The sequence below is a fragment of the Geobacillus sp. ZGt-1 genome, from assembly GCF_001026865.1.
GTDB lineage: Bacteria > Bacillota > Bacilli > Bacillales > Anoxybacillaceae > Geobacillus > Geobacillus thermoleovorans.
Map to the genome: position 1 here is coordinate 708,390 of NZ_LDPD01000023.1, position 21,942 is coordinate 730,331.

23 protein-coding genes and 1 pseudogene are annotated in these 21,942 nt (G+C 57.2%); 4 read left to right on the top strand and 20 right to left on the bottom strand.

Annotated features, from left to right (window positions below; translation table 11 throughout):
* Positions 1–13: 13 nt before the first annotated feature.
* The 11 genes and pseudogenes from VU18_RS12270 to VU18_RS12315 all read right to left on the bottom strand — a co-directional run bounded on the left by VU18_RS12270 (position 14) and on the right by VU18_RS12315 (position 9,847).
* Positions 14–1,096: a bifunctional 3-deoxy-7-phosphoheptulonate synthase/chorismate mutase gene (locus VU18_RS12270; RefSeq protein WP_025039243.1), complete on the bottom strand. Its 1,083-nt coding sequence runs from the start codon at positions 1,094–1,096 to the stop codon at positions 14–16.
* A gap of 211 nt (positions 1,097–1,307) precedes the next feature.
* The gene (gene ytxJ / locus VU18_RS12275; RefSeq protein WP_011232286.1) at positions 1,308–1,637 is read right to left on the bottom strand and encodes a bacillithiol system redox-active protein YtxJ; all 330 of its coding nucleotides are present in this window, start codon (positions 1,635–1,637) and stop codon (positions 1,308–1,310) included.
* Positions 1,638–1,642: 5 nt separating this feature from the next.
* Complete coding sequence (locus VU18_RS12280) at positions 1,643–2,038, bottom strand: hypothetical protein (protein WP_011232287.1); 396 nt, start codon at positions 2,036–2,038, stop codon at positions 1,643–1,645.
* Between the two features lie 43 nt (positions 2,039–2,081).
* Positions 2,082–2,495 carry a DUF948 domain-containing protein gene (locus VU18_RS12285; protein ID WP_011232288.1) on the bottom strand — a complete coding sequence of 138 codons (414 nt, stop codon included), beginning with the start codon at positions 2,493–2,495 and terminating at the stop codon, positions 2,082–2,084.
* Positions 2,496–2,641: 146 nt separating this feature from the next.
* Positions 2,642–3,946 (bottom strand): UDP-N-acetylmuramate--L-alanine ligase, encoded by a 1,305-nt coding sequence (murC, locus tag VU18_RS12290; RefSeq protein WP_011232289.1) that lies wholly within the window; start codon positions 3,944–3,946, stop codon positions 2,642–2,644.
* Positions 3,947–4,099: 153 nt separating this feature from the next.
* On the bottom strand, positions 4,100–6,454 hold the full coding sequence (locus tag VU18_RS12295) for a DNA translocase FtsK (protein WP_011232290.1): 2,355 nt from the start codon (positions 6,452–6,454) through the stop codon (positions 4,100–4,102).
* Between the two features lie 106 nt (positions 6,455–6,560).
* Positions 6,561–7,166, bottom strand: a complete 606-nt coding sequence (ytpR, locus tag VU18_RS12300) for a YtpR family tRNA-binding protein (protein WP_013144448.1) — start codon at positions 7,164–7,166, stop codon at positions 6,561–6,563.
* 20 nt (positions 7,167–7,186) lie between these two features.
* On the bottom strand, positions 7,187–7,984 hold the full coding sequence (locus VU18_RS12305; protein ID WP_011232292.1) for a DUF1444 domain-containing protein: 798 nt from the start codon (positions 7,982–7,984) through the stop codon (positions 7,187–7,189).
* A gap of 210 nt (positions 7,985–8,194) precedes the next feature.
* Positions 8,195–8,435, bottom strand: a 241-nt coding sequence (locus VU18_RS20350; protein WP_236687384.1) for a DUF84 family protein, incomplete at its 5' end; no start/stop codon positions are given.
* 1 nt (position 8,436) lies between these two features.
* Positions 8,437–8,725 (bottom strand): annotated as a pseudogene (locus VU18_RS20355) (DUF84 family protein); the annotation flags it as partial.
* Between the two features lie 45 nt (positions 8,726–8,770).
* Positions 8,771–9,847, bottom strand: coding sequence for a M42 family metallopeptidase (locus tag VU18_RS12315; RefSeq protein ID WP_011232294.1), 1,077 nt, complete (start codon positions 9,845–9,847; stop codon positions 8,771–8,773).
* Positions 9,848–9,963: 116 nt separating this feature from the next.
* Here VU18_RS12315 and VU18_RS12320 point away from each other — a divergent pair, with 116 nt between their 5' ends.
* On the top strand, positions 9,964–10,263 hold the full coding sequence (locus VU18_RS12320; protein ID WP_011232295.1) for a PepSY domain-containing protein: 300 nt from the start codon (positions 9,964–9,966) through the stop codon (positions 10,261–10,263).
* Here the strand turns inward: VU18_RS12320 and VU18_RS12325 are convergent.
* Positions 10,258–11,106 carry an MBL fold metallo-hydrolase gene (locus VU18_RS12325; RefSeq protein WP_015375642.1) on the bottom strand — a complete coding sequence of 283 codons (849 nt, stop codon included), beginning with the start codon at positions 11,104–11,106 and terminating at the stop codon, positions 10,258–10,260. The genes VU18_RS12320 and VU18_RS12325 overlap by 6 nt on opposite strands.
* An 80-nt stretch (positions 11,107–11,186) precedes the next feature.
* The gene (gene trmB, locus VU18_RS12330; RefSeq protein WP_011232297.1) at positions 11,187–11,840 is read right to left on the bottom strand and encodes a tRNA (guanosine(46)-N7)-methyltransferase TrmB; all 654 of its coding nucleotides are present in this window, start codon (positions 11,838–11,840) and stop codon (positions 11,187–11,189) included.
* 208 nt (positions 11,841–12,048) lie between these two features.
* Here trmB and VU18_RS12335 point away from each other — a divergent pair, with 208 nt between their 5' ends.
* Positions 12,049–12,318: a YtzH-like family protein gene (locus VU18_RS12335; protein WP_011232298.1), complete on the top strand. Its 270-nt coding sequence runs from the start codon at positions 12,049–12,051 to the stop codon at positions 12,316–12,318.
* 109 nt (positions 12,319–12,427) lie between these two features.
* Here the strand turns inward: VU18_RS12335 and VU18_RS12340 are convergent, their stop codons facing one another.
* The 6 genes from VU18_RS12340 to pepV all read right to left on the bottom strand — a co-directional run bounded on the left by VU18_RS12340 (position 12,428) and on the right by pepV (position 20,126).
* Positions 12,428–13,210, bottom strand: a complete 783-nt coding sequence (locus VU18_RS12340) for a phosphotransferase family protein (RefSeq protein ID WP_014196576.1) — start codon at positions 13,208–13,210, stop codon at positions 12,428–12,430.
* Positions 13,211–13,663: 453 nt separating this feature from the next.
* Positions 13,664–15,820, bottom strand: a complete 2,157-nt coding sequence (pulA, locus tag VU18_RS12345; protein WP_011232301.1) for a type I pullulanase — start codon at positions 15,818–15,820, stop codon at positions 13,664–13,666.
* A gap of 101 nt (positions 15,821–15,921) precedes the next feature.
* Positions 15,922–16,860 (bottom strand): hypothetical protein, encoded by a 939-nt coding sequence (locus tag VU18_RS12350; RefSeq protein WP_014196578.1) that lies wholly within the window; start codon positions 16,858–16,860, stop codon positions 15,922–15,924.
* 11 nt (positions 16,861–16,871) lie between these two features.
* Positions 16,872–17,450 carry an RNA 2',3'-cyclic phosphodiesterase gene (gene thpR, locus VU18_RS12355; protein ID WP_011232303.1) on the bottom strand — a complete coding sequence of 193 codons (579 nt, stop codon included), beginning with the start codon at positions 17,448–17,450 and terminating at the stop codon, positions 16,872–16,874.
* Positions 17,447–18,640 (bottom strand): maltose permease, encoded by a 1,194-nt coding sequence (gene malA / locus VU18_RS12360; RefSeq protein ID WP_025039245.1) that lies wholly within the window; start codon positions 18,638–18,640, stop codon positions 17,447–17,449. Before malA ends, thpR begins: the two co-directional genes overlap by 4 nt.
* A gap of 70 nt (positions 18,641–18,710) precedes the next feature.
* The gene (pepV, locus tag VU18_RS12365) at positions 18,711–20,126 is read right to left on the bottom strand and encodes a dipeptidase PepV (RefSeq protein ID WP_081130533.1); all 1,416 of its coding nucleotides are present in this window, start codon (positions 20,124–20,126) and stop codon (positions 18,711–18,713) included.
* A 250-nt stretch (positions 20,127–20,376) separates the two neighbouring features.
* Between pepV and VU18_RS12370 the strand changes: the two genes are divergently transcribed.
* Positions 20,377–20,598 carry a DeoR family transcriptional regulator gene (locus tag VU18_RS12370; protein WP_008880936.1) on the top strand — a complete coding sequence of 74 codons (222 nt, stop codon included), beginning with the start codon at positions 20,377–20,379 and terminating at the stop codon, positions 20,596–20,598.
* Between the two features lie 95 nt (positions 20,599–20,693).
* On the opposite strand, the gene VU18_RS12375 is transcribed toward VU18_RS12370, so the two are convergent.
* Entirely contained in the window at positions 20,694–21,440 is a 747-nt protein-coding gene (locus tag VU18_RS12375) for a pseudouridine synthase (RefSeq protein ID WP_011232306.1), read from the bottom strand.
* 104 nt (positions 21,441–21,544) lie between these two features.
* Here VU18_RS12375 and VU18_RS12380 point away from each other — a divergent pair, with 104 nt between their 5' ends.
* The gene (locus VU18_RS12380) at positions 21,545–21,757 is read left to right on the top strand and encodes a hypothetical protein (protein ID WP_011232307.1); all 213 of its coding nucleotides are present in this window, start codon (positions 21,545–21,547) and stop codon (positions 21,755–21,757) included.
* Positions 21,758–21,942 lie beyond the last annotated feature (185 nt).

Below are 21,942 nucleotides of genomic sequence, written 5' to 3' on the forward strand. Positions count from 1 at the left end.
CGAGGGGATCGTCTTACGCCTGAACAAACTGACGTTGGAACGCGCGCACTTCTTCCATAAACTCGTTGAATTGGGCGATGTCCATTTGCTGGGCGGAATCGGACAAGGCGACGGCCGGGTCCGGATGCACTTCGGCCATGACGCCGTCGGCGCCGATCGCCAAGGCCGCTTTGGCGCACGGGATGAGCAGATCGCGCCGCCCCGTTGAGTGGGTGACATCGACGAACACCGGCAAGTGCGTTTCTTTCTTCAAAATCGGCACAGCCGAAATGTCGAGCGTGTTGCGCGTCGCCCGCTCGTACGTACGGATGCCGCGCTCGCACAAAATGATCTGCCCGTTTCCTTGTGACATGATGTACTCAGCGGCGTTGATGAATTCTTCAATCGTCGCCGCCAAGCCGCGCTTCAGCAAAATCGGCTTGTTCACTTGGCCGGCTGCCTTAAGCAGCTCAAAGTTTTGCATGTTGCGCGCGCCGATTTGGATGACGTCAATATAGTCCAAGGCGATTTCAATGTCCGCCGGGGTGACGATTTCACTGATGACCGCCAAATCAAACTCATCGGCGATCCGTTTCAAAATTTTCAGCCCTTCCACGCCGAGCCCTTGGAAATCGTACGGCGACGTGCGCGGTTTGTAGGCGCCGCCGCGCAGCAGCTTGATCCCTTGTTTTTTCACGGCCTCCGCCACCACAGCGACTTGTTCATAGCTTTCCACAGCGCACGGGCCCATGACGAAATATTGGTTGCCGTCGCCGATTCGCTCGCCTTTCACTTCAACAATCGTGTTTTCCGGATGCTTTTTCCGCGAGACAAGGAGCGCCTTGCGGTGGTCGTCTTCCTGCAGCTCGAGCGCTGCTTTAAAAATTTCCTTGAAAATGTGCTGCAGCGTCGATGTTTCAAACGGCCCATCGTTATGCTCGGAAATGAGATCCAACATTTTCCGTTCGCGCACCGGATCGTAGCGGTGCGTCCCTTGCGCTTCTTTAATTTTTCCGATCTCCTGAACGAGCCGCCCCCGTTCATTGATCAGTTTCAACAGCTGCAAGTTGATCTCATCGACTCGCGCCCGCAGTTCGTCTAATCTCTCATTGCTCATGCTTTTCTCATCCTTTCGCCAAGTGTAGTGCATTGTTTTCGCCGCTTGCCGGCAAGCGGCGCCCCCGTCTTGGAGAGCGAAGTCGTTTAATTAGTGTTTATTATAATCGATGGAGCTATCGTTGTCACGAAAAAAATGCTTTTTTGATTAAACGCTTTTAAGCGATAAAGTAAAAAGTGTGCAAAAAACCGCCCGCAGTAAAGGCGGACGGTCAAGCGCCGACATGCTCCGAGAGCGCGCCATACGTAATGGCCCAATGGGACGCATGCCAGACGACGCGGCCGTTTTCAAACAGCAGCACTTGCGGCGACTCGTGTTTCACCCCGGTCGTTTCGGCGATATAGTTGGAGAGCGGCCGCGCCTCTTGGACGTACAGGCAATACACCGCCAGCTCTGGATGGTCTGCGGCGAACTTCTCGCATTCGCCAAACGCCGCTTGACTGATCGGGCAGGTGAGGCTATGCTTGACGAACAAAAAACGCTCCGTTTCCTTCATGACGCGGTCAAACTGTTCGATCGTCTCCAGCTTCTCCATTCCCATCGCCTTCACTCCGTTTCTTTTCGCGACGTGATGCTTTGCTCGGCGTCATCAAGCGCCGCCTCGGCTTCCTCAAGCAGCTTTTGCAGCGTTTCCCGGTCGGCTGGCCCGGCGGATGGCGGAATCGGAATCGTCGCCTCCTTGGCTTCCTCTCCATCGTTTTCCCCGCCGGCTGGCGCCGTCGTGGATTTCAACGGGATGAAGTTGGCGATTTCCTTCGTTTTCTCTTTCGCCGTTTCCAACCATTCGACAGCCGTTGTTTTCACCGGCTCCCACGTTTCATCGTTGCTCCACTCGGCCAGCCATTTCCGCCCTTTTTCGCTCGTCAAAAACAACGCAGCAGCCGCGCCGGCGATGCCGCCGACCAGCGCGCCAAGCAAAAATCCACCGTTATTTTTCGCCATTCGATACACCCTCCCTCTAGAAATGTTGAACGGGAATGCTCCTTTAACGATTGTTTTTTCTCCATTTTTCCCGTAAATCGAGCAAAACATTTGTCCAGCGCAACGCCTTGCCCCATTTTCCTTGCCCCAGGCCCGCCCGCGCCGACAAACCGGCAGCCGCCTGCCGAAGCGCGCGGTTGAGCGAACGAATCGTGCCGCCGATCTCTCCGACCGCTTCGATTGCGCCATTTAGCGTTTCTACTTTTTTTTGCACATCGCTGGCGATGCCGTTGGCCGTATGGAGAAGTTCACGAACTTCTTTCGCCACCGTTTGCACTTGCTCATCGGCATGGTCGATCGCCGCCGTCAGCCGGCGCAGCGTTTCCTGCAAAACGATGAGCGTCCTGGCTATGTAAACAACAAGCAGCAAAAAAGCAAGCGCGATGAGCGCCACGCTTCCATACAAAAGCCATTCCACCCGATTCCCTCCTTGCCCATTCGAACGTTTCATTCCCTTTGTACCCATCTTTTCCCGCTTTCAAACTTCGACATAGAAAAGACGGCTTCCTTTTTGAAACAGGAAAAAACGGGCCATCTTCATCACAGCCCGTTCCCTGTCGGCCGTCAGGCGGAAAGAACGGCCCGTTCGTACGCTTGTTGAAACTTTTGAATGTCGCCGGCGCCCATGAACACCAACACCGCGTCTTGATGCTGCTTCAACACGGCTACGTTTTGTTCCTCAAGCAGCTGGGAACGCGGAATTTGCGCCTGCAAATCACGGATCGTCAGCTTGCCCTCATGTTCGCGCGCCGAGCCGAAAATGTCGCACAAATACACGTGGTCCGCTTGCAGCAAACTTTCGGCAAACTCGCGCAAAAACGTCTGCGTCCGCGTATACGTATGCGGCTGAAAAATCGCCACCACTTCGCGCCCCGGATATTTTTGCCTTGCCGCCTCCAATGTCGCCGTAATTTCGCGTGGATGATGCGCGTAATCATCGATCAGCACTTGGCGCCCGACCGTTTTTTCACTGAAGCGGCGCTTCACGCCTTGGAACGTTTGCAGCCGCTTGGCGATCGTGCCCGCATCCACCCCTTCGTAGTGGCAGAGGGCGATCACGGCGAGAGCATTCAATACGTTATGAGTGCCGAAGCGCGGAATGGCAAACGAAGCGAAAAATGTGTTGCGCACGAACACATCAAACGCCATCCCTTCCGTCGTCTTGACGATATTGCGCGCCTGAAAATCGTTTTCTTCGCCGAATCCATAAAACAAAATCGGCACTTTCGCCTGAATGTTCGGCAAATACGGATCATCCCCGCAGGCGACGATCGCTTTTTTCACTTGATTCGCCATTTGCTGGAAAGCGGAAAACACATCGTCGACATTGGCAAAATAATCCGGGTGATCAAAGTCAATATTTGTCATGATCGCATAATCTGGAAAGTAGGAAAGGAAGTGCCGGCGGTATTCGCACGCTTCAAACACAAAGTATTTGCTCCCTGGCTCTCCTTTTCCCGTGCCGTCTCCGATCAAATAGGACGTTGGATGGGCTCCTTGCATCACATGGGCAAGCAACCCCGTCGTCGTCGTCTTTCCATGCGAACCGGTCACCGCGATGCTCGTAAACTTGCCTGCCAGCTGGCCTAAAAAGCGATGGTAACGAATGACAGGCACACCAAGCTGACGGGCCGCCTCGATTTCCTCATGCGTATCCGGAAATGCGTTGCCGGCAATGACCGTATAACCTGGACGAATATTGTCTTTCGAAAAAGGCAGCACCGGGATTCCCCGCTCTTCAAGCGCCTTTTGCGTGAAAAACCATTTCTCTACATCCGACCCTTGCACCGTATAGCCAAGGTCATGAAGCACTTGCGCGAGCGCGCTCATCCCCGTGCCTTTAATGCCTACAAAATGGTAAGCTGTCATCGTTAAGCCCTCCAACCATCGTCTCTCTGTAAGACAGTATATGATATCCATCTCGTTTTGCCATTTCTCTCATTGCGGTGCACCATTCATTTCCCCATTATAGCACGCAAGGAGGCAAAACACTACCGCCCGCCCAAAGGAGGCCGCCCGCCCTCAGCTGTTCTGCTCGCGCCAGCGCTCCCACTCATCCTCGCTCATCAACACATCGCGCGGTTTGCTGCCGCGCGCCTCCGAAATCAACCCTCGTTCCTCCATCATCTCGATCAACCGGGCAGCGCGGTTGTAGCCGATGCGGAAATGACGCTGCAGGCTCGATGTCGACGCCCCTCCTTGGGCGATGACAAACCGGCACGCCTCCTCGAACAGTTCGTCATCCTCGCCGCCCATCGACGCCGTTTGCCGAAAATCGTCCGGATCAAACAGATAGGATGGGCCTTGCTTCTCTTTCACGTGCGCTGCCACCCGCTCGATTTCCTCATCAGAAATAAAGCAGCCTTGCAGCCGCACCGGCTTGGCCGAACCATTTTCCAAAAACAGCATATCGCCGCGCCCAAGCAGCCGCTCAGCCCCATTCACATCTAAAATGGTGCGCGAATCGACTTGGGAGGAGACGGAAAACGCAATGCGCGTCGGAATGTTCGCCTTGATCAATCCCGTGAGGACATCGACCGACGGCCGCTGCGTCGCGATCAGCAGATGGATGCCGCACGCCCGCGCTTTTTGCGCCAGCCGGCAAATCGATTCTTCGACATCGGCTGGAGCGGCCATCATGAGGTCCGCTAGCTCATCAATGACGATGACGATGTACGGCAGCGGCGGCTCGCTGCTTCCGCGTTCGCGAAGATGGGCGTTATACTTTTCAATATCGCGCACGCCGGCGTGGACAAACTGTTCATACCGCCGTTCCATTTCGCCGACCGCCCACTTGAGCGCCCCCGCCGCCGCCTTCGCCTCGGTGATCACCGGGCTGAGCAAATGCGGCAGCCCGTTGTACGGCGCCAGTTCGACCATTTTTGGATCAATGAGCAGCCATTTCACTTCGTGCGGCGCTGCTTTATACAACATGCTGATAAGCATCGCGTTCATGCATACGCTTTTTCCCGACCCGGTCGCCCCGGCGATCAGCCCATGCGGCATTTTTCGGATGTCAGTCACGACCGGCGCACCGCTAATGTCAAGCCCAAGCGCCACGGTAAGCGGCGATGGGCTTTTACGGAACGCTTCGCTTTCTAAAATTTCCCGCAGGCGCACCGGACGGCTCGTTCGGTTCGGCACTTCAATGCCAATCGTCCGTTTTCCCGGGATCGGCGCCTCGATGCGAATATCTTTCGCCGCCAGACTGAGTTTGATATCATCGATTAAACTCGTAATCTTGCTCACTTTCACTCCTAAATCCGGCTGCACTTCAAACCGCGTCACCGTCGGTCCTTGCGTCGCCCCAACGACTTTGGCGCCGATATGGAAGCTCGCAAACGTCCGGTCCAAACGCTGGCATTGGTCGCGAAGCCACTGCTCGTCGCGTTCGGCCGCTTTCTCGGGCGGTTCAAGAAGCGCCAATGGCGGCAGTACGCAGCCGTTCGATCGATTCGCCGCCTTTTCTTCGAGTTTGCGCCAATCTTGCTTTAACATGATCACATTATACGGGATGCGCGTTCGTTCGGGGCGGGAAGCCTCCTCCCGGCCCGCGGGCGCCGCCGAGTGACGGATTTCGCGATCTGGGGTCGTCTCCCGCTGTTCTGTCGAAGAAGCGCTCCCTCCGTCTCCATTCCTCATCTGTGACGGCACCCCTCGTCCTTCGCTCTCCAAGCCGCCGTCTGTTGCGTGCGGCGCGCGTTCGTTGCCTCGTTCGTCCAGCTCCTGCCCTTTCTTTTCATCCGCCTCGGCATCATGTTCTTCCTGCCCTGCCGCCGGCGCCAGCTCATGTTTTCCTTCCGTTTCCATAACAGCCGCGGGCATCGCTCCGCTCGCGTCTTCGTTCCATTCCTCTGCCCCCTTGGCCAAAGGCGCCTCTTCTTTTGGCGGTTCAGCCGCCCGGCTTTCCGTGCCCTCTCGCGCGTCTCGCCGTGTCGCTTCTCCGCGGAGGGCCTCTTCCCGAACCGCCTCATCGCTCCGATTCTCTATGTCCCCCGCACCGGTCAGCTCGGGTTCATCCGCTCGTTGCCGCTGTTTCCCCCGATTCCGATCATATCCAAAAACCGGGGATGGCACATCGGACGGGCGGAACGGCCGTTTTTCCGCTATTTCCCTTGAAACGCCAGCTGACGGGCGCCGACTCGGCAGCGGCCGGGATGCCTCGCTTTTCTCCCGCCTCGGCCTTTCCTGATTTTCACCCGGCTGGTCATCCGGAATCAACGGAAAGCGGAAGCGGCCTTGCGGATATTGGTAAATGACATTCACCGCGCCGCGTTCGGGCATGCCGGCCGACAGCCGGGAATTCGCTCGCTGCTCGTTCCCTTCCTCTTCCTCGTCGCTCGTGAGAAAACGAAGCCATCGTTTCCAAAATTTCATCCATCACGTCACTCTTTCTTTGCCTTCATTGTCGGAAAAAACGCCACTGGCGTCGTTCCAGTGGCGAAACAACAGTCGGAATCCGTCTGCACCGCCCGTCGGAACGTCAAAAAACGAACGGCTGGCCGACCTCATACTCATCGGACAGCACCAAAATGCCTTTCTCCTGCGGGGCGTTTGGCAGCCCAAGCTCGCGGGCCGAACAAATCATGCCGGATGACCGGACGCCGCGCAGCTCGCTTTCTTGAATGACGAGGCCGTTTGGCATCACGGCGCCGATTTTGGCGACGACGACTTTTTGCCCTTCGGCGACGTTCGGCGCTCCGCAGACGATTTGCAGCACCTCACCGCCGACATCGACTTGGCAGACGCTCAATTTATCGGCGTTCGGATGCTTCGTTTTCTCTTTCACATATCCGACGACAAACTTCGGCGACAAGTCAGCTTCGATCGGTTCGTCAAAACCGTTTTTCGCCAAGATGTCGTTGATGACGCCGACGAGCTCCTCATTCACTTCCAGCGGACCGTTGCCGGAAAACGGATAGTACGAAGACGCGGAAAAAATGTTATAGCCGACCGTCTCGCCCGTCCGTTCGGACATGATGCGGACGACATCGCCTTGTCTGACAAACGTCCGTTCCTCATCCGCCGCCGGTTTCAGCGACACGAGCAGCACGTCGCCGACCCCTTCTCGGTTGTAAAACACGTTCATCGCTTCATTCCTCCTTGCCGCTACGTTCTCCGTTTTTTTCCTAAAATAAAAATCGGTTCAAGTTTCCCATTTTCGTATAAAAACGACAGCGCCGTGATCGGCACGCGGCCGCCGGCAAAAAAGCTCATCGTCATTTGCGCGAGCACGTCATAACCGATGTCGTTGCGGACATCAGCGATGATGAGCACATCTTGATGCGGAACAGCGACGGCCATCGTTCCTTCCACGCGCGCCCGCATGCCGGCCAAAAACGATTCGTTTAAAATGCGGCTCGCATCATACCCGTCATTGGTGTTCACAAAATAAAACACGTTGTCCGCCACCCGGTCCTCTTTCACCGGCGTCGGCAGCGACCGAACGTTGAAACGGGCGATTTCCTTCACCCGCTCGCGGCTCCATTTGTCTTTCTCCAGCATGCGCTCATCAATCAAGCGATACGTTTTGCCTAGGTCGAGCGCATAGTAAATGCGCGTTTCGGCTGTATGATCATCAAACAGCAACGGAATGCCTTCTTTCGTCTCCGTCGGAAACGACGCCGAGCGAATGACGGGATAAATGTTTCGCTCGTTGCCGGAAAGCGCCGCGTCTTCCTCCATCGTTTTCAACGTTTCCTCTACATAATAAACGACTTCGCGCACCGCCTCATCTTTTTGTTCGTGCCATTTGGCGATCACGCCGGGAAGCGAGATCGTGACGCCTTTTTTCGTGCGGCGGTCTTCGACGCGCATCGCGTCTTGCTTGGCGTCAAAGCGAAACGTCCAGTGCCGGTGGGCGACGAGGCGCTCTTTAATCTTCTCATACATTTGCCGGCTGTTCATTCGTGTTCCTCCTTGTTTTGCCGGCGGCCGTGCCTTCCGTTTCCCTCTTTCGGCCGGGACTTGGCCAAAGGCGCATCCGGCGTTGACAATGCCAGGCCATGCCCGTGCGGCGTTTTCCACCGTTTGACGTTGCCAGCCGCTCGGTCTAGATCCTCGCGCGGCCCGCTCATTCAGCCGCCCGCCATCATCGGCATGACCGTTCGTTATTTATCATACATGGAACGACCCGTTTTGACAAAGCCATTCATATTGACCGGCCAAAAGCTCGACGATGTGGGAAAACATCGCCGATCGGTCAACGCGCCCGTTCGTCAATACGCCGACCGCGCCTTCTTTCCGCCGAACGTTCCTCCGCCCGGTGTACGCTTCCATCACGTCGCCGAGCTCGCGCCCCGCCTCGATGCCGGTGCCGACGTCCGGCGGGAGGGCGAGGCGGGCGCCGGCGGCGGCCNCCACCACTCCGTTTCGGTCAGCGAGCGCCCCCCAGTTGCACAGCCACCATTGCCCATCGATCTTCGTCACGCCGCCTTCCAATCCGATGCCGATGTCCGCCTCCGCCGCTTCGAGCGCCCGTTTGGCGCGCCCGATGGCGCCAAGCCGCGTCTCCTCATCGGACAGCGGCTGCGCGGAAACGCCTGATGGCACCTCAAGCGATACAATGCGGTATTCCTTTTCCGAAAGCACCGCCCGAACGGCGGCGATTTTCGCTTCGTTGTTCGTTCCAACCGCAACAGTTTTCATCCAGTGCCCTCCTTGTCATGGAAAAGGAGAAGCCCTCGCTTCTCCTCAGCTGTTTTGGCGAATCGTCTCGACCGTTGTCCGGTCGCACCGTTTGACGAGCTCAACGATGAGCTGTTTGGCCGCCGCGTAATCGTCGACATGAATGATCGACGCATGCGTATGAATGTAGCGGGCGCAAATGCCGATCACCGCCGACGGCACGCCGCGGTTGGCGATATGCACCCGCCCGGCGTCGGTTCCGCCGCCTGGGGAAATGAAAAACTGGTACGGGACGCCGATCGTTTCCGCCGTATCAAGCACAAATTCGCGCATGCCGCGGTGCGTAATCATCGTCCGGTCGTACAAGCGGATGAGCGCTCCTTTGCCGATATGGCCGAACGCCTGCTTGTCGCCGGACATATCGTTGGCCGGGCTTGCTTCCAGGGCAAAAAAGATGTCCGGGTTGATCATCGAAGCCGCCGTCTGGGCCCCACGCAGCCCGACCTCTTCCTGCACGGTCGCCCCTGCGTACAAGACGTTCGGCACTGTTTCGCCGTTCAGCTCTTTTAACAGCTCGATCGCCAATCCGCAGCCAAACCGATTGTCCCACGCTTTTGCCATCACGGTTTTTCCGTTGGCAAGCAAAGTAAACGGGCTGACCGGCACGATCGGCTGGCCGGGGCGAATGCCGACTCGTTCGGCATCTTCACGGCTTTCCGCTCCGATGTCAATCAACATGTTTTTGATCTCCATCGGTTTTTTGCGCTGCTCCTCATCAAGCAAATGCGGCGGAATCGACCCGATCACGCCGATGACCGGCCCTCCGTCCGTGATAATCTGCACGCGCTGGGCGAGCAGCACTTGATCCCACCAGCCTCCTAGCGGCTGGAAACGAATCATGCCGTGATCCGTGATCGCTGTCACCATAAATCCGACTTCATCCATATGGCCGGCGACCATCACCGTCGGGCCCGCCTCATCACCGCGTTTGACGCCGAAAAGGCTCCCGAGGCGGTCTTGCACAATGTCATCGGCGTATTTCGCGAGCTCTTGGCGCATAAACTGCCGCACCGGATGTTCATAACCCGGTGCGCCTGGAAGCTCGGTCAACGTTTGGAATAATTGCAGCGTGTCCTTATTCATCACGCGTCTCCCTTTCTATGTTCGATTTCACCGTTCCGTTTCTTTCCGTCCTTCTTACATGTTCCGCCAAAATCGGCTATACTAAACCGTATCAAAGCGAAAAGGAGGAAAGAAACATGGCTTGGAAACAGTGGCTCGTCGGCGCCGCCGTCGGTGCGGCCGTCGTCTATGCCATTCGCTCCGCTTCCAAACCGGCGCTCCTTGCCCCGGAACAAGCGCTGGCGCTGGCGAAAGCCGCGCTTGGCGGTCCGCGCGCCATCCGCGGTTCCTGGATTCAATCCGCCCCGGAGCGGTATGAGAAAAACGGCCTGGCGTACACCGTATACCGCGGCGGCGTCTGCCGCGACGACGGGGATGACGAGTTTTTCATCAACGCCTACACGGGAGCCATCGTAGACGCCAAGCCGCTGTCATAGCGGCCGCTCCCGCTTCACGGCGGCGGCCATCGTCCCGTCTTCCTGCCATTTCACAGCCCGATAGTAGGCATCATGGTAGAAGGTAAACCACGCATTTTGCTTTACGCCGTACGGGAGCCATCGCTGTTTGGCAAAAATCGAATCCATCGGGTAATCGTCGTACGCCATCACCCAAAGGACGTTTTGATGGGCGTGCGTGCCAAGCAAATCGCCAAGATGAATGGCCATCTCCCCGTCTGATTCGATGAGCACGATCGCATGCCCGGCGCTATGCCCGCCGGTATGGACGAGGCGGATGCCAGGAACGACTTCCGTTTCCTTTGTAAACGGAACGACTTGATCCGCGATCGGCTCCCAATTTTCTTTCCAATACGTATTGCGCGATCGGATGTTCGGGTTTCGCATTTCCTCCCACTCGACATCCGAGGTGATGATCGCCGCGCGCGGAAACGCCGGCACGAGCCGTCCGTCTTCCCAAACGGTCAATCCGCACGCATGGTCAAAATGCAAATGGGTCATGATGACGATGTCGATGTCGCGCCGCGTCAGCCCGAGCTTGGCAAGCGATTCATCAATCGCTGATTCTTCCGTGACGCCGAAGTTGCGCTTTTGCTTGTCGGTCAGCTTGCCGTTGCCGATGCCGGATTCAATGAGCAGCCGTTTTCCATAGGCTTCCACCAAAATCGGATCGGTGCGCAGCTCGATTTGATTGTTGTCGTTCGGCGGATATTTTTTCGACCAAAGCGGTTTCGGCACGACGCCAAACATCGCCCCGCCGTCAAGATGGGTGACGCCGCCCCGAAGCCATGTCAATGTGACTTGTCCAATTCGCAACTGTTCCATTTCCTCTCTCCCCCCTCCACTAGTGTACCATTTTCTCCATCAATCGGAAATAGAAAAAGACCCGACCAATCGGTTCGGGCCTATGACGACCGCCGCGGCGGGCGCACCGCCTCGCATCGGTAAATGCGGTTTCCTTTGGCAGAAAATTTTTCCTCATACTCTGTCATGACATTGTCCGTCATGCCGCTTTGATGCAAGTCGAGCTGGACCGATGCGAGCACAAACCCATATTGCGACAAACTGACAAGCGAGTATTCGAAAAACGATTGATTGTCCGTTTTCAAATGGATGTCTCCGTCTTCCGCCAAAATGCGGTCATAGAGCGCCAAAAAGTCCCGATACGTCAGCCGCCGCTTTTCGTGCCGCTTTTTCGGCCATGGGTCGGAAAAGTTCAAATAAATGCGCGACACTTCCCCGTCGGCAAAAAACGCGGTCAGATCTTTCGCATTGGCGTTCAGCAGCTTGACGTTCGCGAGCCCGCTTTCGATCAGTTTGTCAAGCGCGGACACGAGCACGCTCGGGTACAGCTCGATGCCGATGAAATTGACATCCGGATGAAGTTTGGCCATTTCCGTGATAAATTTGCCTTTCCCCGTCCCGATCTCGACATGGAGCGGTTGGTCGTGGCCGAACAGCTCGCGCCATCGCCCGCGCTTTGTTTCGGGATCGGGAATGACGTATTGCGGATACGCGGCGATTTTGTCTTTCGCCCACGGTTTGTTGCGCAAACGCATATTGACACCTCAGCCTTGTTTCCGTTTGTTGGTTTGACGATACCACACTCGCGCCAAAGAAGCAAACGCGAAAAAACGCCCGGGCTTGAACGCTCTCCCGCCTACGCTCACGCGTAGAAGCAGGGGGTCTTTTCGGTTTCGAATCATAAACTCGGCTCGATCCGGGCATGATAAAACCGTACAGCCTGGCGAAAGGATGGTGACCAGCATGCCGCTCAACTATAACCATCAATTGACCGTACTTCGCGACATTTTATCCGAACATCAGCTCGATTGCTGCGGAACGGTGTCCGAATGCGAACAAATTGAACGGCTCGCTAAATCGCTGCTCGCCAACGATGAGGTGGACGGCCAAGTCAAGCAAATTCTCCCCCATATTTACGCTTATGGCCAAGGCGGGAAATACAGCACTGATTTAAACGCCCACATTTCCGCCCACCAAGGCCAGCTCGCCGACTGGGTGAATGGGCTGTCCTGACCGCGGCGCCNTCGTCATCGGCAGCGGAAACAAATGGCGCGGCGGCAGCCGAACACAGCGATCGCGCAGCCCCCGGCGCCGGCCGTTCGGACGCTGAGGCCTCGCTTGGTCAACTCTCTACCATGACGCGCTTCAATAACCGAAGCGACTGCTCCTTTTCTTTTTGGCCGTCCTTCCCTTTCGGCCAAAACAGCGAGTGCAACGTATGAGCGATCGTATACCACTTTAGGCGGAGGCCAAGCTCCTCGCTCCATGCCCATCCGTACTGGTCGAGCCACGTCTTCCATTCGGCGCGCGGAATGTACAGATGAAGGAGCATGCCGATGTCGATCGCCGGATCGGCGATCATCGCTCCGTCCCAATCGATCAAGTACAACGTGCCATCATCGGCCAGCAGCCAATTGTTATGGTTGATGTCACAGTGGCAGACAACATATTCGCCATCCGGCAATGACGACACATGCTGCTCCAGCCAGTCAAGCGCCTGACAGACGACAGAACCACCGGCCGGATGACGCCGCTGCTGCTCAGCGAGGAGAGCGAGCATTTTCTTCGCGCGCAGCGGAGATTTGCCGAGCCGCTTCAGCATCGTCACCAGCTCTTTTGAACGATGGATTTTCCTTAGCAGCGCCGCCACTTGCTCGCTTCCCATCTCCCACGGCTTCAGCTCCCGGCCGTTCAGCCATTGCTGGGCCGTAAACACATCGCCGTTTTCGAGCCGTTTCGTCCATACAAGCTTCGGGACGATGCCCTCGGCCGACAATACAGCCAGAAACGGAGAAGAATTCCGCTTTAAAAACAATTTCTTTCCTTCATATTCCGCAAAATACGCATCCCCTGTAGCGCCGCCAGCGGGAGTGATCTCCCACTCCTTACCTAGTAACTGTTCCAAGCGTGTTCACCTGCGACTTAAAAATAGAAACATCTCCGTTTGCTTCTCGCGCCCAAATAAAAAGGACGGCCAGGCCGCGTCCTTCCTCCGTCCGTTTTACTTGTATTATACTGAAATACCGCTCCGGCATGCAAACATTTTTCTCGGCAAACGCCCTGCTTAAAACTGCCAAAGCGGAAGTGCCCCGCGGCTCCCACTCCGATCGGCCGCCCTTTCCCGTTTCGTCTCAACTGGAACACCGTTCATTGGGTGCGCCAAAGACGAGCGCAGCCGCTCTTACAAAGGGCTGACGACTGAAACAAACAACCTGCTCAACGCCGGTCTTTCTCAAGTGCAGAAGGATTGCCAAATCGGCTTCTCCTTTCCGACAACCCCCATTGGCTTGGCGAACATACTCGTTTTTCATCGGCCTTCCAAAGGTCTTGTGGCGAACCCCGCGCGCCGTCTGAGCGGTCACCCTGCAGGATGGACGAGCACCCATGTGCCGATGCCGTCAAGCCGAAGCATGCCGCGCGCTTGGCCAAAGGGCGTTGTCCCGCATCGCTGTCCGTCGCATACAACCGCCCACTCGCGCTCGTCGGGGAGCGCAATGGCTGTCTCTTTCTCCTCGTTATGATGCACGACGATGATGTCCTCCCAAGGCCCATAGACGGCGGCATCATGCAATCGGTAGGCGATGACCGACGGCGGCAGCGGCTCAAGAAACGTGAAATGACGCAGCACTTCCGCCTCCGTGGCGAGGCGAAATGCGCCATGCGCACGGCGAAGGGCGATCAATCCTTGAACGTAGCGGACGTCGTCTTCATAGCGGCTTTTCCGCTCCCAATCCAGCTGATTGACCGCATCCGGCGATCGGTAGCTGTTCCCATCGCCGCCTTTCGTCCGATAAAACTCTTGGCCGCTGTGCAAAAACGGAATGCCTTGCGCCAACAGAACGATCGCCGTCGCCAGCTTTTGCCGCTTTCGCCGGAGCCATTCCGGCTCATCATGGTTGGCCGCCTCCATCTTATCCCAAAACGTATGGTTGTCATGACATTCGACGTAATTGATTGACTGACGCGGGTGGCAAAACAGCCCGCCGAGCGCTCGCAAGCTCCCGGCAATGGCGAGCTTCACCTGTTCTCGCCCGCCTGGGTTGCCGAGGGCGAACCCACGGTCCGGCAAATGAAAGGTGCTCCCTTTCACCGCATCGCGAAACCGGTCATTGAAATAAGCGAAGCGCGGCAGCTGCTTGGCGTTGGCCATCGTCGCCTTTTGTTCCGGTGGAAGAGGCGTCGGCAAATCCCACCCTTCCCCATACACAAGGATCGACGGATCGATGGCGTCGAGGGCATCGCGCACCGCTTTCATCGTCTCGATATCGTGCACGCCCATCAAATCAAAGCGGAACCCGTCAATGCCATATTCTTTCGCCCAAAACACCACCGAATCGACGATCCAGCGGCGCGCCATCCGCCGCTCCGAAGCGATGTCGTTGCCGACGCCGGTGCCGTTGGCCGGTTGGCCATAGGCGTCGTAGCGGAAGTAATAACCGGGAACGAGCTTCTCAAGCGGCGATTGCTCCCGGTCATAGACATGGTTGTAGACCGCATCCATCACGACGCGCAAGCCATTTTCGTGCAGCGTGTGGATCGCCTGCTTCAATTCTACAATGCGCGCGTATGGATCCGCTGGATCGGTCGCATAACTCCCTTCCGGCGCATATAGATGAAGGGGATTGTATCCCCAGTTGTAAGCCGCTTGTGGGTCGCGCTCATCGACGCCCGCAAAGTCCATAAACGGCATGAGCTGCACATGGGTGACGCCCAGCTCTTTGACATACGAAAGCCCGGTGGCCGTCCCGTTCGGCCCGCTCGTGTTCGTTTCGGCCAGCCCGAGATACTTCCCTTTATGGACGGCGCCGCTGTCCGGGTGGCTGGTAAAGTCGCGGATGCTCAGCTCATAAATGATGGCATCCGTCGGCGAACAGAGCGGCGGAAGCGGCAAAGAGGGCGGCGCCAGCTTCGTTTTCTCCCAGTCGATCACGACGCCGAACTCGCCATTGACCGAAACCGCGGTCGCATACGGGTCCACTGCCTCGCGCCATACGCGGTTGATGCAGGCGATATATGTGTAACGCGCTCGCTCCCAATCGCCGGGGACGACGGCTGACCATACGCCGCGTTCGCCGCGCACAAGCGGCACGCAGCGGATCTCGTCGAGATGCGGATGAACCAGCTTGACGCTAACCGCGGTGGCGGTCGGCGCCCATACGCGAAATACCGTCTGTTCTTTGAGATACTCCGCTCCTAACGGTCCATCATAGAAAAACCGATCATCAAATGCAGGAGTGCGCACAACGGCGCCGATTTGAACATCGGTCTCCTCCCCGCGGCAAGAACGCACCCAGTATGTCGCTCCAAACTCGAACGCGGATGCAAACCGGCACACATATTTCACCGTCTCCCCAACATCCTCGACGTGCTGCACGGACAGCGGAATCTCCTCACCGCTCGGCGCCACGAGCGTAAACGGCGCCATTCCATCAAAGCCGAGCGATTTCGGCGCAAGCACAACGATTTGATCCATCTCGTCCAAATAGGCGGCAAACGTTCGGCTGATGTGAAGCATGTGCGTTCACCCCTTTTTTCTCCCGTTAATACCATCATACGTAAAAGAAAAAGGGCGGTGCCAAATCATCGGCCGGTCGCCCTATCGATGCACAGATGTTTCTATTGTTGCCCTTCCTCGCCGCTCATATTCCCGTCATGGCGGCGGTCGTAAAAGCTGGCGCAATGGCGAAGCAGCGCCTCAGCCGCTTTCAGCTGCCCGTGCCGAAGCGGGAGAGCGGAGCGGCGCAGGCGGGAAAACCACTCGTCATAATTTCGCTTATCAATATAGCGGATAAACGGAAAAAGACCGCCGCTGTCAATGTAGCCGGAGCGGTTTAACAGCACGAGGTGGATCGGCCAATCGACCTCATGTTTGCGAAAAATCTCCGAAACGATCTGCTCCGTCCGCCGCAGCGACACGACCGGGTTGACCAGCCTCGTTTCGTTCGTTCCGGCCTGTTCCACCCAAAACCGGCCGGTTGACGCCATGACGATGTTGTCCGGCCTTCCTTCGACGAAGGCAATGCACCAGAGCGCGGATGGCGTCAACATCATCGTCTCCAGCTCCACCGGCGCCTTGCCGACCATCGCCACCGGCCGGTAAAAGCATAAATGCGTATCCGGAAACCGTTGCAAAAAATATTTCAACGTCTCATCGCCATACACGGCTTCATCGAGGGAGGAAACGTACATCATCGTGGAACTCGCCCATTTCAGCTGCAACTCGAACAACTCATCCAAAAACTGCTGTTTCAATTCCTCCAGAGTAGCCGCCGGACGAGCCATCGGCGCAAGAGAAAACGTCTCTTCTTCCGTAAGCGCGGCACGGCGGCGCCATCGTTTCGTCAGCCGTTCCCACCATGACGGTTTGTCAAGCCAAGCATTCCACGTCTCGCCCGTTTCAAGCCATCCGCTGGCCTCAGCCGTTCGTTCGGCTTGCCACCGCGCTTTTGCCTGCTCCCATTGCCGCTGCTTCAGCCGGATGAACTCCGGCACATAATAGTACACATCCGTTTCGTAGCGGGAAATGCAATCCATGAGTTTAACGAGCTGACCCATTGTTTCACCTGCTATTTCCGGCCATTCATCGGCGCGCCAAGCAACGGGAACACGGCGATCGCTTCGTACTTCGGCGTCCGTTCCATATTCGTCCGATACAGCACGATCTCAGGCACCGAAAACACCGCCTTGGCCGCGGCAAGCGAACGGAGGCGATCCGGGTGAAACGGTTCGGCTCCCTGCCATTTGCGAGCGATCGTAATATGCGGGGCAAACGGCCGCCGGTCCAAGGAAAACCCAAGCTTCATGCACGCTTCATACACGTCGCGCCGCAGCGCATGCAGCCGCTCTTCCATTTCGACTCCTTGCCAAAAAATGCGCGGCGCCGTCCGCTCCCCGAACGTCCCAAGCCCGGCAAGCACGAGGGGAAACGGGGCGCATCGGGCGGCGGTGGCGGCCATCGCTTCGCACAGCGGCGCCATTTTTTTCGGCGGCACATCGCCTAAAAACGCGAGGGTGATATGATAGTCCTCTTCATGCACCCATGTGCGAAACGGCAGCGACGGCGCCGCATTGCTCGAAAAACGGGCGATGGCTTGTTTCGCTTCGGCTGTCAGCGGAACAGCGATGAAATAATGACTCCGTTTCATCCTTTCTCACCTGCCGATTTGGTCGTTTTTTCCAGTTTCCCCAACCAAATGAGCACGAACACTCCAACGATGGTGCAAGCGCCAAAAAACACGTAGACAGCGCCGATCTGCCAACGCTCAAACAAATATCCGCCCACCAACGTGCAAAACCACGCGCCAAGTCCGCTGCTCGTCGCCGAGTAAAGGGCGACGGCCGTCGCCTGCACCCGCTCGGGCGCCAAGCGGCGCACATACTGGAGGGCGGTTGGAATTGCCAGCCCGACCGAACATCCTTGAACGATCGCTGTGATATAGACAAACCAAAGCGGCGGATCGGCGACATACGACCACCAGCGGGCGGCCGACACGAGCGCAGCCAACACGAGCAGGCGCGTCATGCCGAACCGGCGGATGAGCCGGTCGGCCGTTTTCATAAACGGCGCTTCGCTTCCGGCAGCCAGCCAAAAGGCGAAGCCGATGCCGGTCAGCGTGCCGCCAAGCTCGTGGATCAACAGCCCGAAATAGGAATTGTTGGCATAAATCGGACCAAACAGCAAAAATGTTGCGACAAGCAGGAGCTGAAACGAGCGGACGGACAGCAGCCCGCGCACATCCTGAAACGTCAACGCCCCCGGCGCCGCCATCGGGTAGCGCGGCAGGCGGGCGGCCAAAACAGACGCGGCCAACAGCGCCAACGAAAAGGCGTAAAAAATGACCGCAAACGCGACATGATCGGACAGCCATCCGACAACCAACACCGACGCGGCAAACCCGATCGACCCCCAAAGCCGAATCGCCCCGTAGTTTCCGCCCGAGCGGCGCACATGATGAAGGGCGATGCTGTCTGAGAGCGGAACGATCGCGCTTTGCGCCGCCGAAAGCAGCACGGTCAAGGCGACGAACACCCGGTAGTTTCCGGCCAGCGAATAAAGAAGCCCAAACAGCGCTGTCACCCCGAGCGCCAGCGTCAACAGTTCGACCGGTTTGCGCGTATAATCGGCCGCCGTGCCCCAAAGCGGCTGGGCCGCCATCGTCACGATCGGGGGAAGCGACATGATCCAGCCGATCGCCGCCCCCGAAAGGCGCGCCTCTTCCTGCAAATAGACGGACAAAAGCGGAAACAACGCGCCAAAAGCAAAAAAGATGAGAAAATAAAAGAGCGGAAACACCTGTTTTCGCACCGCCGCCTCCCGTTTGAACGCCGCTTCCATCCCGTCCCCCCCTTTCGTTAAAACAACGCCCGCCCCGCTCTCTTTTTTCGCCGGGGCGGCGGACCGCCGTTTATTTCGCCAGCTCGTAGATCGCCTGCGCGTAAATGGCTGTCGCTTTCACCAAATCGTCGATTTCGATATACTCATCTTTCTGGTGGGCGACATCCGGACGGCCCGGAAACAACGCGCCAAACGCCACCCCGGCGGTCAAGGCGCGGGCGTATGTGCCGCCGCCGATGGCCAAAAGCCGGGCCGGCTCGCCCGTCTGCTCTTCGTAGACGCGCTGAAGCGTGCGGACAAGCTCGTGGCTCGGATCGATATAATGAGGCTTCGTATCGCTGAAACGGCTGAGCGCGAATCCATGTTCAGCCGCAGCGCCGGCGAGCGTCCGGCGGATCGCGTCACCGTCGGCCGTCACCGGATAGCGGATGTTCAGCCCAATCGTTCCGCCATGCCGCCGGTCATACGACAGCACCCCGACGTTGACCGTCAAGTCGCCGCTTTGTTCGTCCCGATACGCAAGGCCAAGCCGCCGGCCGCGGGCATCGCCAAAAAAGGCGGAGGCCACAAACTGAACGAACGGCCGGCTTCGGCCATCGAGCGGAAGCGACGCCAAAAACTGCGCCAAATAGACGCCGGCGTTTTTGCCGCGCTCCGGCTCGGCGCCATGAGCGGACACCCCTTCCAATTGAAAGACGACGGCCCCTTCGCTTTGCCTGATGCTCCCCTTTACGCCGCGCTCCCAGCAAAACTGTTCATAGAGGCCAAGCAGCTCCTCCGTCCGTCCCGCTCCTTCCACCACCGCTTCAGCCGCATCCGGCACCATATTGTAGCGGCGCCCGGCTTGGAATGAGGCAAGCGCGAGCCCTTCCGCCTCCGCCGATTTAGGCGGGCGGTACGACAAATCGGCGTCAATGATTCCTTTTTCAGCATAAATGATCGGAAAATCAGCATCCGGCGCAAATCCGACATCCGGCATTTCCTCATGGCGAAAATAATGCTCCACACACCGCCAGTCGCTTTCCTCATCGCCCCCGATGATGAGCCGCACCCGCTTGCCAAGCGGCAGCCCGAGTTCACGGATGATTTTCATCGCGTAAAACGCCGCGACGGTCGGCCCTTTGTCATCGATCGCGCCGCGCCCGTAAAGGCGGCCATCGCGCACCTCAGCGGCAAACGGATCCATCGTCCAGCCGTCCCCGGGCGGCACGACGTCGATATGGCCGAGCACGCCGACAAGTTTCTCCCCATGCCCCATTTCGATATGCCCAGCAAATCCGTCCACATTTTTGACGCGAAACCCTTCCTCCCGGCCGCGGCGAAGCATATGCTCAAGCGCCTGGGCCACCTTGGGCCCAAACGGCGCGCCCGGCTGCGCCTGCTGATCCTCGCGGACGCTCGGAATGCGGACAAGCGCTTGCACGTCGCGGACAAGATCGTCTTTTCGTTTCTTCGCTTCGTTCATCCAGTCGATGTTCAACGCCATTCTTCCTTTCCTTATTCAACACCCTTTGTTGCCAACGTATCATATCAAAAACAGGAAGTCAAAATGTTTCATTCGTTGCAAATCGATTTCCGTTTCATGACAAAATGTTGAAATTTTTCGTGAATAGAAGCAACCGGGTAGCATTTTCCCTCTCATTTCGTGTACAATGGTAGTAAACAGACAAAGACATCTCTCATCTGCTAGCGGTCGGTTGTGCCATGCGAATGATGCTAAGATAGGGAGTGGTCTTTTGAAACCTTCAACACATCGGATGCTTACCCGCATCAAGTCCGTGTATATGTACATTAGCGAAAAAGGAACGGTTACGACCCAAGAGCTTGTTGATGAGTTCGGCACCACCCCACGAACGATCCAGCGCGACTTGAACGTGCTTATGTACAACGATCTCGTTCGCAGCCCAAGCAAGGGCAAATGGACGACCACAAACAAAAAAGTGCGCATCTCTTCGTAAACCCGGTGCCAATAGGGTAGGCAAGATGAGAGATGAACGCAAACCATTTTTCCACAGATGAATATCCACTATTTTTCCATAAAAAAGGAACCGCGTCAGGTTCCTTTTTTTTCGTCCGTCTCTGGCCGGTATTGCTTCAACATGCCCACCTCTTCATCCGTCAATTCCCGATACTCGCCGACGGCCAAATCCGGGTCAAGCGGCAGCGGCCCCATTTGAATTCGTTTTAAATACACGACCCGCTTGCCGACCGCTTGAAACATCCGCTTCACTTGATGGAACTTCCCCTCGGTGATCGTCACCTCGACATCGGAACGAAGGCCGGATTTCAACACAACGAGCTTGGCCGGCTTTGTTTCATAGCCGTCATCAAGGACGACGCCGCGCTGAAACGCCGCGACATCCGCTTCCGTCACTTCCCCGTCCACGACGGCAAAATACGTTTTCGGCACGTGTTTTTTCGGCGACAACAGCTGATGGGCGAGCTGGCCGTCATTCGTCAAGAGCAGCAGCCCTTCCGTATCTTTGTCAAGCCGCCCGACCGGAAACGGGGAAAATGCCCGGTCTTCTTCTTCAAGCAAATCGACGACCGTCTCTTCCACGGCATCTTCCGTCGCGGAAACGACCCCCGAAGGCTTATTCATCATCAAGTAAATGAATGGCTTGTACTCGACCGTTTCTCCCCAAACGGTCACGATTTGCTCATCCGGCCGCACTTTCGTTTTCGCATCACGAACCGGCGCGCCGTCCACTTTCACCGCTCCGGACTTGAGCAGCTTTTTCACTTCCTTCCTCGTCCCATACCCCATATGGGCGAGCAGCTTGTCAATGCGCAGCTCCACAAATCTCCCTCCTAAAAATATGGCCTTCATTAGGCGTTCATCTAGTCCGCTTCCGCCTTCCCCCCATACACTGTGAAGGAAACATCAAGAAGGGGGATTTGCCGATGAATGAATATTACTATTATGTCCCAACGTTGGATGATTACCGTCAACAGCCGCCAGCCAGCCAATTTTGGCCCGGATACCCAGGCGGGCCATTCGCCAACTGGGCGCGGCGCATCGAACGGCTTGAGCGGGCCGTCGAACGGCTCGACCGCCGGCTCGACCGGGTGGAAAGCCGCCTCGATCGCATCGAACGCCGGCTCGGCCTGTCGTAAGCGAAATGGAGAAAGAAGGCGGGGACGACCGCCTTCTTCTTTTTTTGCCGCAAGCCGAACGGCATGGGGGAGGGCGAAAAACAGCCGTCGTCGAACCCTTTCGCTCGGGCGCCGCGATGTTCGCAAGAAGCGCCGTCCGCCGGGCTCCCGGCCTAAACGAGCCGCTTCTAGGAAACGGCCGTCCG

What these genes read in the sequence shown, in the direction of transcription:
- VU18_RS12270 (WP_025039243.1), bottom strand. Translation starts at nt 1,096, where the DNA reads ATGAGCAATGAGAGATTAGACGAACTGCGGGCGCGAGTCGATGAGATC.
- ytxJ (WP_011232286.1), bottom strand. Translation starts at nt 1,637, where the DNA reads ATGGGAATGGAGAAGCTGGAGACGATCGAACAGTTTGACCGCGTCATG.
- VU18_RS12280 (WP_011232287.1), bottom strand. Translation starts at nt 2,038, where the DNA reads ATGGCGAAAAATAACGGTGGATTTTTGCTTGGCGCGCTGGTCGGCGGC.
- murC (WP_011232289.1), bottom strand. Translation starts at nt 3,946, where the DNA reads ATGACAGCTTACCATTTTGTAGGCATTAAAGGCACGGGGATGAGCGCG.
- VU18_RS12295 (WP_011232290.1), bottom strand. Translation starts at nt 6,454, where the DNA reads ATGAAATTTTGGAAACGATGGCTTCGTTTTCTCACGAGCGACGAGGAA.
- ytpR (WP_013144448.1), bottom strand. Translation starts at nt 7,166, where the DNA reads ATGAACGTGTTTTACAACCGAGAAGGGGTCGGCGACGTGCTGCTCGTG.
- VU18_RS12305 (WP_011232292.1), bottom strand. Translation starts at nt 7,984, where the DNA reads ATGAACAGCCGGCAAATGTATGAGAAGATTAAAGAGCGCCTCGTCGCC.
- VU18_RS12315 (WP_011232294.1), bottom strand. Translation starts at nt 9,847, where the DNA reads ATGAATAAGGACACGCTGCAATTATTCCAAACGTTGACCGAGCTTCCA.
- VU18_RS12320 (WP_011232295.1), top strand. Translation starts at nt 9,964, where the DNA reads ATGGCTTGGAAACAGTGGCTCGTCGGCGCCGCCGTCGGTGCGGCCGTC.
- VU18_RS12325 (WP_015375642.1), bottom strand. Translation starts at nt 11,106, where the DNA reads ATGGAACAGTTGCGAATTGGACAAGTCACATTGACATGGCTTCGGGGC.
- trmB (WP_011232297.1), bottom strand. Translation starts at nt 11,840, where the DNA reads ATGCGTTTGCGCAACAAACCGTGGGCGAAAGACAAAATCGCCGCGTAT.
- VU18_RS12335 (WP_011232298.1), top strand. Translation starts at nt 12,049, where the DNA reads ATGCCGCTCAACTATAACCATCAATTGACCGTACTTCGCGACATTTTA.
- pulA (WP_011232301.1), bottom strand. Translation starts at nt 15,820, where the DNA reads ATGCTTCACATCAGCCGAACGTTTGCCGCCTATTTGGACGAGATGGAT.
- VU18_RS12350 (WP_014196578.1), bottom strand. Translation starts at nt 16,860, where the DNA reads ATGGGTCAGCTCGTTAAACTCATGGATTGCATTTCCCGCTACGAAACG.
- thpR (WP_011232303.1), bottom strand. Translation starts at nt 17,450, where the DNA reads ATGAAACGGAGTCATTATTTCATCGCTGTTCCGCTGACAGCCGAAGCG.
- malA (WP_025039245.1), bottom strand. Translation starts at nt 18,640, where the DNA reads ATGGAAGCGGCGTTCAAACGGGAGGCGGCGGTGCGAAAACAGGTGTTT.
- pepV (WP_081130533.1), bottom strand. Translation starts at nt 20,126, where the DNA reads ATGGCGTTGAACATCGACTGGATGAACGAAGCGAAGAAACGAAAAGAC.
- VU18_RS12380 (WP_011232307.1), top strand. Translation starts at nt 21,545, where the DNA reads ATGAATGAATATTACTATTATGTCCCAACGTTGGATGATTACCGTCAA.